We start from the raw sequence: 12,684 nt of genomic DNA on the forward strand, positions 1-12,684 counted from the left end.
CCTCGCCGATCACGAGACCGTCGACAGGGTCCGCCCCTCTTTCAGAAGCTCCCGCCGGATGCCTTCCTCCAGGTCCTCTTCAAGGATCGTGCCGCCTCCCCGCCGCAAGGCCATCAGCGACGCGTGGCGGACCACGTTCATGATCACGCCGCCCGACACCTCGAATCGATCGGCCAGGCGTCGCAGATCGATGCGCGGGTCGAGCGTCGCTTTCGACGAGAACGCCTCCCGCCAGAGCCGCAATCGCTCGTGGGGGCGCGGCATCGAGAATTGCACGACCGCCTGGAACCGCCGCGCGAACGCGTCGTCGATGTTCGTCTTCATGTTCGAGGCCAGGATCACCACGCCGTCGAAATCCTCGATGCGCTGGAGCAAAAAGCTCACCTCCTGGTTCGCGTACCGATCGTGCGCGTCGTCGACGCGCGTCCGCTTGCCGAAGAGCGCGTCCGCCTCGTCGAAGAACAGGATCCAGCGCCGATGCTCGGCGAGATCGAAGACGCGCGACAGGTTCTTCTCCGTCTCGCCGACGTATTTCGACACGATCGACGCGAGATCGACCCGGTAGACCTCGCTGTTGCAATGCTTGCCGAGCAGGCAAGCCGCGAGCGTCTTGCCCGTCCCCGGCGGCCCGTGGAAGAGGCACGTGAAGCCGGGCCGCAGCTTGCTGTGCATCCCCCAGTCGTGCAGGAGCACGTGACCGTATTCGAACCAAGCCTTGATCTCTTCGAGCTCCGCGAGCGTGGAGGCCGGGAGCACGAGATCCCGCCACGCGAGGCCGGTGCGCAAGAGGCGCGCCGGGAAATCGGCGCCGAACGAGGGGCTCCGCGCGGCGCCCGACGTAAAGCGCTGGACGAACTCGCGTGACATCGAGAGCGCGCCCGAGAGCTCCGGCTCCGCGCTGCCACCGCTCGTCTCCAGCCGGACGACGTCGGTGCGCGCGAGGACCCCTTCCCCGTCGAAGAACCGCATCACGCGGAACCGCGACGCGAGGTCCTCGCCGGCGAGGAGGAACACGGCCGTCTCGCCGGTCGGCAAGAATCCCCCGTGCGTGGTCGCATGAACCCCGCCGAACTCCGTGAATCCGCGCTGGGTGGCCTCGTTTCGCACCCAGAGCACGTCGAGGAGCTGCGGGCGGACGTGCGGCACGAGCGCGAGCAGCAGGACGAGGCGCAGCTCCGGGCCGATCTGGTTTTGCCGAACGAACTCGGCGTACGGCGATCGGCTCGCGTCGAGCGACGGCGCCGGCACCTTCTCGGGGATCGGCCCGCCCGCGGGCTCCCGGCCGAAGTACGATTTGAGCCGCGCGTCGAGCACGCGGGCCAGCCAGTCGAGCTCTTGCTCGAGGTCGCGCGCGTTCTCCGTCAGCACGGCGGCCACTCCGTCACGAGCGGTTTCTTCATCCATGGCAACTTCGTGAGACCGATTCCCCAGGGTAATTGTCCGAGCAGGACGTCGAACGAAGCCGGCGACACCTGCAGCTTGAATTGCCGCTCCTCCGCGCGAAGAATGCCGCGGCGCTCCAAGAACGATCGCCGGAGCCCCTCGACCGACGTGCCTTTCAGCGCGCGAAAATACCGGATGACCGCTTCGAGCATCCCGCGCACCTCTTCGTGATCCGCCTCGGTCGTGAGCCCTGCGCCGAAGGGCAACGGGTCTCCGGGCGACAACCCGACGAGCACCTTGACGAGGCCGAGCTCGAGCTCGGGCGCCTCGTCCGAGCCCGTCGCGATCAGGCAAAGCAGCGCCGCCGCGCGCGGGAGCGCCCCCTCGTCGAGCTCCCGCCGATCCGGCCGCTTCACGCCGGCGCTCTCGAAGAAACGGGCGAGGAACGGATGCACGAGGACGAGCCCGGCGTGCCCCACGACGAGCCCATGAGGCCCCGCCGCGGGATCCACGGCCGGAGCCCACGAGGGCGAACGGGTTTGGCGCGGCATTTCGACGCCGGCGGCGAGGGGCGACCGCGCGGAGGTTTGGCGCGGCATTTCGATGTCGGCGGCGAGGGGGGACTGCGCGCGGGCCTTGGACGTCGCGGATACCGGCGGGGTTTGGCGGGGCGTAGGTCCGGGCGTGTTGCCGCGATCGGGGTCCTGCGCTGGGGGCCGCGGCGCTGCGGGCATGCTCGGGAAAGGGCCGGCGGGCGATCTGCCGATCGGGCTCGGCGTCACGCTCGAAGGGGGCACCTCGGCGGGGGTGTCGAGCACCGTTTTGGTCGTGGGCCCCTGGGCCTTTTCGGTCGCGGCCGAAGCGGTGACCGGGCTCGTCGCGCTCGTGGGCGCCCCTTCGGCTTCGTTCTGCAGGGCGCGGCTCGGCATTGTGACGGCGCGATCCGCGAGCGACTCGCGCGCCGACATGGGAGCTGCCGCGTTGGCTGCCGCCGCATTCGCGTCCGCCGCATTCGCCTCTGCCTCCGACGCTGAATCTGCCGGCGCCGGCACCGCCACCGATTCCGCAGGCGCTTCCGCTTCCGCAAGCGCTTCCGCTTCCGCAAGCGCTTCCGCTTCCGCAAGCGCTTCCGCTTCCGCAAGCGCTTCCGCTTCCGCAAGCGCTTCCGCTTCCGCCCCCGCTCCCGCTTCCGCCCCCGCTTCCGCGTGCGACGCACTCCCCTCGTCCGACAGCGCCTCCGTCGCGTGCGACGCACTCCCCTCGTCCGACAGCGCCTCCGTCGAAAGACGGCGCCTCGACTCCGCGCCCCCTTCCTCACTCGCTCGCCGCGCCGCCGCAGCCGCATCCGATTCCGCCCCCGCATCCAGAGCCGCCGACGCCTGCACGGCCGCCTCTCCGGCTCCAGCAGACGCCTCACGCGCCTCCGCCCCCGCGCTCTCCTCCCGTGGCACGCTCCCCGAAAGCACCCGCTCCAGATACGCCTGAACGCCTTCCGGCAGCGCCGCGATACGCGCCTCGATCGGGCCGGCGCTCGTCCCACCGACCACCTCGACCACGATCGCGCGCAGCTCGCCCTCCACCGCTCGTGTCGAAGCGAATCGCATGGCCGCCGTCACGCCCGCCGCGAGCCACAGCCGCGTGTTCCGCGTCAGCGCTTGGCCCGCCTCCACGAGGGACTTGATCGCGCGCAGCGCCGCCTCCTGCGAACCGGGAATGTGTCCCGCAAGCTCCCTCGCGACGTCCCTCCAGGCCTGCTCCTCCAGCAGGCCGAGCAGGCGCACGTGCCAGACGACCCGCTCCCGCTGCAGCGTCGGAGAGCCCTCGCAGGCGAGCAGCAAGAGGGCCGCCTCGGCCGCCGAGCTCGGCCGCAGCGCCGCGAGGATCGACGCCCGATCCGCGTCGATGCCCATGATCGGCCACGCCACCGATCCCGACGCGAGGTAATGGATCAACGCCTCACGCCGGCTCCGCGCGAGCGACGAACGCCGGGCCGTCACGTCCGTCCCCGGCGCGGCCGCGGCGCGCGCCGCGAGCGCCGAGAGTTGCTCCCGCACCTCGCGCTCGATGAGCTCCGGCAACCGGTCGGAGAGCGCCTCGATCGAAGGCACGCGCACCCGCACCTCGAGGCGCGGGACCTCGAGCACCTCGTCCCCCGGAAAGACCGCGTCGAAGGCGCGCTCGACCGCCGGCAGGAGTTTGTCCGGAAGATCCGCGCGCAGGCGCCTCCGCGCCTCGAAGGCCCAGGCCTGCGAGGGGGCTCGCACGCGAAAGCACTGCCGCCGGATCCGGTGCGCCTCGCTCGGCATGGTTCAGCCCCTCGCCTTGATCCGGCATGCGATCGTGCCGAGCACCGACTTCATCGCATCCGGCGCGCGCGCGCCCGTCTCGTCGAGGCCCGCCTTCGCGGCCGCCACGGCCCGCTCGCCCTGGAGCTGCTCCACGCTCTCGGCGATGACCTTCATGGCCACCATTCCATCCGTGCCCTTCGTGAGCGGCAGCGCCTTGTCGCGCAGGTACGTCGCGCAATCGGCGGCGCCCTTCGCGATGTCGCCCTCCACGCGATCGAGGAGCCTTTCGAGCGCGGCCCGCTCCACGGCCGAGACGTCCGGATCGAGCAGCTTCTCCTTGACCGACTTCGCCCTCCCCGTGTTCGTGGAGAGCTCCTCGAGGTGCAGGCCGAGCAGCTCGTCGTCCACGCCGATGTCCACCGACGAACCCGCGCGCAAAACCGCCTTCTCGATCCCCGCGCCCCCTTTGGCGATGCCCACGGCCCTGTCGAAGACGTCGATCGCGCCCTTCGAGAGGTTCACCTTCTCGTTGATGTCCCTCGTGGTCTCGCTCCGGAAATCCCTCAGCTTGAGATCGACCTCGCTCCTGTAATCACCGAGCTTGTTGAACGTCTGCGCCGTGAAGTCCTGGAGCTTCGTGTGCGTCTGGTTCGTGTATTCGAGGAGCTTGTTCGCCGTCTCCCGGCCGTAATCCAGAAGCTTCGACTGGGTCTCGGCGCGCAGCACGTCGAGCGTCTTGCCTTGCTCGCCGAGCTTCAGGTCCACCTTTTCTTCGACTTCGCGCGCCTTGAGCAGGTTCTCCTTGCGCAGCTCCTCCCGCGCCCTTTCGACGCGCGTCACGACCGGGACGTCGAGCGTGATCGCCTTCTCGTAGACGAGCCACGGACGCTCCGGCAGCGGGCGCCGCGGCTTCGGCGGCGGCTCCGGCGCGCGCTCCTCGGGCTCCGGGCAGAAATACGGGAGCATGAAATCGGCGACGACCTTGCGAGATGCGTCGTACGCGAGGACGAGCGTCCCGCCGCGCGGCGCCCCGCCCGCGTGCTCGAGCCCCGGGTGGTCCGCGAGGAAGGTCTTGAAGAGGACCTTGTCGTCGGCCTTGTCCTCGTTCTCCTTCACGAGCTCGTCGAGCCAATCCATCCATTGCACGTGCACGCTGCCGATGAGCGTGTCGATCGGCGTCACGAACTCCGTCTTCGCGATGTCGCGGAGCCCGTGCTTGAGCTCGCTCGCGGCCACCGTGATGCTGTCGACCTCCTCCTTCCACGAGGAAGACCGCGCATAATTCGAATACGTTTGCCGGAGCTTCGCGCTCGCCTTCGCGGCGCTCCCGGCCATCGTCTGCCGCTTCTCCCCGGCCACCTTCCGGAGGGTCACGCCGGCCGCGTCGTCCACGATCCGGCGCTGATCGACGACCTCCTTGACGTTCGTCTCCAGCCGCTCCCCGAAATCCGCCGCCGCCTCGATCTGCTCGGCGAGCCCGTGCCGCACCAGCCGGTGGAGTTGGTGCAGATCCGTGTAGCGCGGCAGCGGCCGCTTCCAGATCTTCGTCCGATCGCTGTCGAGCGCCACCGCCCGGACGACGAAGGGCAGATCGTAGTCCTGGATCTTCTTCTCAATATTGGCGACGGCAGCCTCGACATCCATGCCGACGTGGCCCTCCACGCGGAAGAACGAGAATCGACCAATCGGCGACTCCAGCGGGCTCGCGGCCGCGCCCTGCGCCCCGTACGTCGGGGCGTGGTACGAGTAGACCCAGGCGCTCCTCCCCTTTCGCGCGAGCTCGTGGCTCCAGAGCTCGTGCAGGCTCGCCGGGTAATAAAACGGCATCGCGCGCTCTTCCAGGCTCCGGTCCTCGCCCGCGCTCGGCGTGATGTGGATGGTGCCGGCGGGCGTCGTTCCGGAAAAACCCTTGATCATCGCGTCGAGCTTGGCCGCGAGGAAACGCGCCCGGTCGACGCGGCCCCGCAGCGCGCCCGTGGTGCACGAGGGATAAAAGCCGGTCCGCGTCGTCGAGGGATTCGCCGCAGGATCCAGCCGTCCGAGGAGGAGGTACTTGGGGAACTCCATGAAATCGATCCGGCAGGCGCTCGTCTCCCCGAGCAGCGCGTCGCGGAAGGCCTCGTAGGTCTCGACGACGTCCTTCAAGAAATCGTGGAAGTAAAGAATGCCCCCGCCCGACGACGCGCTCGCCGTCAGATACCGCCCGAGCGCCTCTTTCCAGTCCGGCGTCGGATCGCTGGGAAAGAGATCGTCGAGGATCGCCTGGCCCGGCTCGGCGCGCACCTCGGAGAGCTTCTTGAAGGCCCGGCCGAGCTTCTCGACGATCGAAGCGCAGCGCGTTTGGTACTGGGTGTAGAGCGTGGTCGGCGTGACCACCCCCGGGAGCAGCGCCCGTTCGGCGGTGATGCCGAGAAGCTTCCGCGCCGTCGCGTCGGGCGTCGCCACGGTCTCCTTGCGTTTGTCGGCCTCGTACTTGTCGACGAGGAGGATTTTCACCTCGTGCGAGGCGATCTGCCCCAGGTTATCGCAATCCGTCCCCGAGCAGAGATCCGGATCGGTGATGCGGCTCTCGACGTGGAGCACGACGGCCATGTTGGCGAGGGAGTGCTTGGTTTTCGCGCCAAACTCGGAGAGCTTCGCCCCGCGCGGGTTGTCCTCGGGACGCCGCAGCAATTCGAAGGCCTCGCTCCCGAACCAGCCCTTCGGCGCCTCGGTCCCCTCGCCTTCCGCCTGCGGCACGACGTCCCGGTACGGGGCGAACGCCGTGAGCTTCTCGGTGCCCTCCACACGCACGAGGTCGCCGTCCGTCGTCACGCCGATCCCCTTCGTCAGGGTGACGACGTCCGACGCGAGCGAGACCCGGAGCCCGCACACGATCCCCACGCCGGCGAGCTCGATCCGCGCGAGCCGCTCCTGCATGTCGAGATACCCGATCGCGTCGTTGAGCTGCCGGTGCGTGAGGACCTGATCCTCCTCGAAGACCGGATGACTCGTGGAGATCTGCGAAAGGCGCCTGCTCATTACGTACATGTCGATCGCTCCCACTACGCGCGATGGCCCGGACGGCGCCGTCGCATCAGGTGTCGTTCTTCTTCTTTGCGCTGCCGAGCCGCGTCTGCGACAGGATGAACAGCGACGGCTCGCCCTCCTCGGGCCATCGAAGCTGTTCGGCCGGGTAAACGTTCTTCACGGCGTAAAGAACCCGGATGAGCTCCCCGAGCGCCCCCGCGCGCTCCGCGGCAGGGCCGTTCGCCCGCACTTCGAGGAACTTCCGGTACGCGACCTCGACCGCGCGCATGTCGTCCTGATCCACCCAGCAAACCTTGGGGATCACGTGCGCCGGCATCTCCTCGCGAAGGACCTCCTCGGCGAAGCGCCGGAAGCCCATGTCGGCGAACCGCCCCGCGTAGGCCGGCAGCAGGACGTGGACCCGATACGAATAAGGATCGTCTTCCGCGCAATCGGTGCATGTAGGGTCGACGCATACGGGCAGGAGCGGTCCGCTGAACTCGTCCCCGCGAAGAAGGATGTTCTCGATGAGGAGCATGCCTTCCTCCGGGGTCGTGGACGCCGCGAGATCCCGTCGTGGTGCATCGCGTATGCCAAGGAGCTTCGCCACGCGCCTCTCCACCCCGGAGACGTTGCGCGTGTCCCACCGCGCCCCGGCCGCCTTCGACCAAGCGTCGTAGCCGAGCCCACGCGCCGACGCGAGCCCACGCGCGTCCCACCCGGGGCGCGCGGGATCCGTGTCGATCGCGTCGGGGTAGCTCCGCAGGAATTCGCATTTCGCGCGGATGCTCTCCTTCAACGCGGCGATCGTCTCCGCGGGGCTCGCCGAGGCCGCAGGCGCCATGATCGCGTCGAACTCGTGAAACCGCTCGGCATGACGGGCGATGAGGTGGTCGAGCAGCCGGCTGCGCCGCTCGAGCTCGACGAGCGGCTCTTCGAGGTTCTTCGCGACGTCCGTCACGGCGTAGACGCGGTCCGCGTCGGCGAACGAATCGACCTTGTGATGGAAGTAGCCGCCGAGCGCCTCGGGGTTTGTCGAAAAGAGCTCCTTCAGGTTGCCGAGGAGCGCGCAGTCGTCCGCCAGGATCTGATCGAAGTGCAGGAGAAACGCCTTGAGCTGAAGCGCGAGCGCCCCGCGCGCCTCGTCCGCGCCGGGCGGGAGGCCCTCCGGGCCGAGGCCGTAGATCGCCGGGAAATGATTCTGCAGCGAGTGATACCGCGCGACGTCGCGAAAGCGGCCGAGCGGGATCGGGAGGTCGTCCTTTCGCGGAGATTCGAGCGCCTCGCGCGCCTCCCGGACGAGCTCGTCGTGGCGCGCGAAGGCGGCCTCGCGCGGCGCCGACACGCGCATGCGCCGCTTGTGCATGACGAACCGAGAGCCCTCTCGATCCAGCACAGGGCGCATGCCCTTCGTCACGCGAACGCGCCAGCGGTCCTCGACCGGCCGGCCCGCGCGCGCGGGGAGCACGACCGCGTCGCGGACGGCCTGCACGCCCTCGATATCCATGAGAATGCAGATCACGTCGGAGAGCCGGATCTCCTCGATCGGCTTCGCCGTGCCGAGCTCCTCGTCCAGGATGAAGCCATGATCGAGCGCGGGGCCCTCGAACGCGTCCTCCACGAGGCGCCGCGCGCCGCCCGGCTTGGGCCGCGCGAGCACGCTCGCGAGGCCGTGGCTCGGCACGGGCGGCGAGAGCCATTGCTGGATCCGGAACATCGCTTGCGCCTCGATCTCGACGATGTCCGCCCCCGGGTCGACCAGGAGATCGGCGCGGACGACGAAGGGCTCCTGCCCGATGCCCACGACCTCCACGAAATCCTCGCAGAGGTTCCGGTTCTCCTGCAGGCGCGCGCGCACGAGGCCGAGGATCTTAGCGTGCTGCTTCGGCTCGACGTCATCCATGAAATCGACGCGCACCCGGTAGAGGCCTCGCACGTTGACCTCGCGGGACGCCTCGGCCGGCTTCTGCCGGGAGAGCGCGCCGGCCACGAGATCGACGTGGAGCGTGCGGGGCAGGGTCTCGATCCACGCATTCTTCACCTGCGGCAGGTCGATCACGAGCTTGCGATAATCGCTCTCCGTGAGCGGCTTTCCGGGCAAGAGCTGGCGGGCCGTCGGGAACTGCTCCTTCATGCGCGCCGCGTCGTCGGCCTCGCTCGCCAGCAGATCCTCGATCGGATAGGACGCGCGGTACGCGACGTCCGTCAGGGCATACGTCAGGATCTCGAGCATCGTGATGCCCGGATCGTGGGTATTGTGATCGGTCCACGTGCTGCCCGCGAGCGCGCGCAGCAGATCGACGCCCTTCGCGTAGAGCTTCTGGCGATCGAGCGCAGGCTCGGCCGGCGGTGTCTTGGGAATTCTCTTCTGCTCCATGGCGCCCTCGTCCCGCGGCTCCTAGCCGACCTTGGAAATGCCGTGCGTTTCGGCGGAGACCAGGATCGTGTCCGGCCGCGCCGCCCGCGCCTCGACCACGTCCCGCGCGTCGCCGCGCTCGGCGTCGAACGTGTACATGGCGAAGTTCGTCACGTAATCGACGTACGGTCGCTCCTCGACGAAATCGAGCAGCACCGATCGGTACACGCGCCCTCCGAACGAGATCGGGCGCGCGGCGTCGAAGGCCCACGGCGACATGAACTCGATGATCTCCCGCTCGAGCTTGGCCTTCTGCATGTTGAAGTCCCCGCCGCGGAACGCGACCTTGCATTCGATCTGCACCCGCTGGTACGCCGGGTTCTTCACGTGCACGACGACCTGCACGCCCGTGCGCGCCTGCAGGAAGTCGCGAATCGACTCGCGCGTGTCGAAGTCCACGCGCGGGGCGAGCGGGCTCCCCCCGACGCCGCGCCGCAGATCGGGGACCACGATCACGAGCACGTGCCCCGGCGCGAGGAAGCTCGCGTCGTTCGCGTGCGGCACGCACTTCACCTTGTGGACCGACGGGAACGCGTCGAGCACGAGCCGCTCGTAATCCCAGGGCGTCACCGCGCGATTCTTGTGGCGCAGCCGCTCGGAGGCCCGCATGCGGAGCGCCTCGGCCGGCTCGACCTCGCGGCCCCCGAAGGACGCATCCGGCTGAATCACCTTCTTCACCGTGACGACCGGCGCCTTGAACCGCGTGATCCGCCCGCTCGGGAGCGGCGCGGCGAGGCGCGTGGGGTCATTGCCGCGATCGGAGAACACGACCTCGACGCCGTTCGCCAGGATCTCGCGGAGCGCGGACACGCCGTTCGCGGCGCTGTCCACCACGGCTCGGAGCCAGATGCGCCCGGCCGGCAGCAGCGTGCCCTCCGTCGTCGCCGCGCGCGGCACGCTGACGACGACGAGACCGCTGCGCCTCGTGCCCTGCGTCGTGTCGCGCTCGATCTCGCCGGCGCCGAGCGGACACCATTGATTGTTCGACAGGACGGACCATTGCACCGCCGGCCACTGCACGTCCGGATCGGCGCTGCCCTCCGCGACACGGAAGAGCAAGCTCACGCTGTCGCCGGGCGAGACGCCCGTGAGGCCGAGGAGGAGCTCGCCCTCGTGCGGGTGCGGCGGCAGGAGCGGCACCTGCTTGTCCGCGACGAACGAGAGCCCGCTCCGGAGGTAGCCGTGCTCGCGCCGGGTGCCGAAACAATCGACGTGGAAAAACTGCACGTCGGGGCTCGCGAAGGCGTCCTCCGTGCCGAGCCCGATGTCGACGAGGCCCGTGTCGGCCGCGTAATCGAGGGAAATGGACCGGAGCTTCGGCGTGTAGGGCTCGGCGAGCGTGACGAGCGCGGTGTATTTGAGGTCGACGTTCTCGTCGTTCGCGTGATCGACGAGGTTTTGGGTCACGGCCGCCTCGTGCGCCGCGATGTTCTCCGCCATTTTCTTGCGGTAATCACCCAGGAAATATCCGCGCTCGATCGAGAACGTGACGGCGCCGGGAGAAGCCTCGGGGGCCGCTCCCGGGCCGGCGTGGAGCGTCCGCTTGATCTTGGTGATGCGGTTCGCCTCGTCACGCAGCTTCACGACGCCCGCGGTGCGCAGCGCGTGGAGCACCCTTCCCCGCGAGAGCTCGGCGCCGCCTTGCGCTGCGCCGGACCAGACCTCGATGACGCCGTCGGTCGGGAAGAGCTCGAGGCTCGTCACCGGATGCCCGCCGCCGGTCGCGTCCTGGAAGGAGGCCTTCACGCGGAAGAAGCTCGCATCGATGGCTTGGCTGCCGTAATTCGCATAATGCGTGGCGAAGCTCGCGGGCAAACCTTGCCACTCGACGTGCACGTGGAGCTTCGTGAGCTTCTTCGAGAGCGCCTCGGCGCAGCCGATGGTGAAGCGCGAGCCAATCTCGGGCTGGGGCCCGAACGGCAAGAAGGGTTTTTTCGGATCGAGCTTGCCCGCGTCGCTCTCGAGGACGAGCGAGCGGACGCGCGCGACGTCGACCACAATGCGGGCCTTCGAGAGCTGGACGGATTTCAGGTCCTCGTGCCCGAGCGCCGCCCCGGGTACGAGGAGGAGCTCCAAGATCGGAGCCTCGGCGGCCCAGGACCCGCCGTGCGTCTTCGCATCGTAATCGACGACCGCAGCCTCGCCCTCCGGCAGCTCGAAGGAGAACACCCACGACGCGCCGTTCACCTCGACCTTCGGATCGAGCGGCCCGATCCAGCCCTTCGCGCCCGTGAGGTACGCCTGGAACACGCCGGTGAGCGACGCGGCCGCGAAGCTCGCGCCCCCGACCTCCAGCGTGAGCTTCACGCCACGGCGCCCCTCGGCCATGCGGAGGATCGGGGACGCGAGCGCGAATCCGAGCTCGGCGGGCTGCAAGGACGGGCTGCCGAAGGGCCGCCACGACGCGTCCTCCGGCAGCGGCGCGCCCATCCCGTCGAGCGAGTCCGCGACGGGCGCGCAGCGGACCACGCCGTGACCGCGGCGATCGACGTAAACCGAGCGCTTCTCCGCCACCCGCGCGGCAGAGACGACCACCTCGCGCACCGGCACGTAAATCTGCTCGACGCCCGATTCGTCCTTGCCCGCCGTCAGCTCGTGCGCCGGGAGGAGGCTCGTCCTCGCAGCATTTTTCTTCAGCTCGACCACGACGTACGCCCGATCGGGCACGGCTTGCCGGGGCTCGAAGCCGAGGACGTGGCGGAAATGAAAATCGTGGTGCTCGTCGCGGAGCCGATTGACGAGCGCGCGGACATCCTCCCGCAGCGCGAGGAACGAGAGGAACAACGCGAGGTGCGGCGGCGCATTTCCGTCGGGCTTGGCGAGCAGGCGCCGCGCCTTGCCGGCCGCGCCGCGGAAGAAGGGCTCGAACGTGCGATCCGGCTCGATCGCCGCGCCGCCGCCCGCCTTCGGCAGGCCATGGAACCGGACGATCTTCGAGAGTGCCTCGGCGAACGCCGCCATTTCGACCGGCGAGCGCTCGTCGATCTCCACGAAGCCCGGCTCGAGCTCGGGGGCCTCACGATCCCCTTGGCTCTGGCCGAGCTCCGAGACCATGTTCTGAACGATGTCCTCTCTCGACATGGCAGATTCGTCCCGTCTCGGCCTTCAACGGCCCTTGAGTTCGGCGCCGGCGGAAGGGGCATTGACGGAGCCCCTCACCTCATTGCTGTCGACGACGTAGAATGGAAACACGAGGTTATATCGCGAGTTCGTCGTCCGGATCGCGTATTCGATCGAGACGAGGACGGATCCCGCGTTCGCATCGAGGGCGTCGACGCGGAGCGAGAGCAGCTCGATCCGGGGCTCGTGGATCAGGATGGCCACCTTGATCCGATCGGCGAGCAGGCTCCTCGTCGTCGTGCTCGTCGCCTCGAACACGAGCTCGCGCATGTCGAGCCCGTACGTCGGGACGAGGAATCGCTCGCCGCGCGTCGTGCCGAAGAGGATACGCAGGCTCTGCTGGATGTCCTCCTCGCCCGAGACCATCCGCGCCTCGCCGCGCTCCCAGACGAACTCGGGCGGAAAGCCGAAGCCGACGCCGAGGATCGATTCACCTTTGGGGTTTCCGTCGTCCGATGCCATGGTGCT

General features: G+C 69.0%; 6 protein-coding genes. All 6 read right to left on the bottom strand.

The genetic code is table 11. The features are described from left to right. Positions 1–9: 9 nt before the first annotated feature. From QHF84_RS20070 to QHF84_RS20095, 6 genes are read right to left on the bottom strand one after another with little or no spacing between them, the layout of a single operon-like run. Positions 10–1,368, bottom strand: a complete 1,359-nt coding sequence (locus QHF84_RS20070; protein ID WP_281314948.1) for an ATP-binding protein — start codon at positions 1,366–1,368, stop codon at positions 10–12. Beyond that, the gene (locus QHF84_RS20075) at positions 1,362–3,689 is read right to left on the bottom strand and encodes a contractile injection system tape measure protein (RefSeq protein WP_281314949.1); all 2,328 of its coding nucleotides are present in this window, start codon (positions 3,687–3,689) and stop codon (positions 1,362–1,364) included. Before QHF84_RS20075 ends, QHF84_RS20070 begins: the two co-directional genes overlap by 7 nt. A 3-nt stretch (positions 3,690–3,692) precedes the next feature. Beyond that, complete coding sequence (locus tag QHF84_RS20080) at positions 3,693–6,692, bottom strand: hypothetical protein (RefSeq protein ID WP_281314950.1); 3,000 nt, start codon at positions 6,690–6,692, stop codon at positions 3,693–3,695. Between the two features lie 55 nt (positions 6,693–6,747). After that, complete coding sequence (locus tag QHF84_RS20085; protein WP_281314951.1) at positions 6,748–9,057, bottom strand: hypothetical protein; 2,310 nt, start codon at positions 9,055–9,057, stop codon at positions 6,748–6,750. A 21-nt stretch (positions 9,058–9,078) separates the two neighbouring features. Further along, positions 9,079–12,177, bottom strand: a complete 3,099-nt coding sequence (locus tag QHF84_RS20090; protein ID WP_281314952.1) for a baseplate J/gp47 family protein — start codon at positions 12,175–12,177, stop codon at positions 9,079–9,081. 24 nt (positions 12,178–12,201) lie between these two features. Further along, complete coding sequence (locus tag QHF84_RS20095) at positions 12,202–12,678, bottom strand: GPW/gp25 family protein (RefSeq protein WP_281314953.1); 477 nt, start codon at positions 12,676–12,678, stop codon at positions 12,202–12,204. Between the last annotated feature and the right edge of the window lie 6 nt (positions 12,679–12,684).

It is taken from the genome of Polyangium sp. y55x31, from assembly GCF_029946505.1.
GTDB lineage: Bacteria > Myxococcota_A > Polyangia > Polyangiales > Polyangiaceae > Polyangium.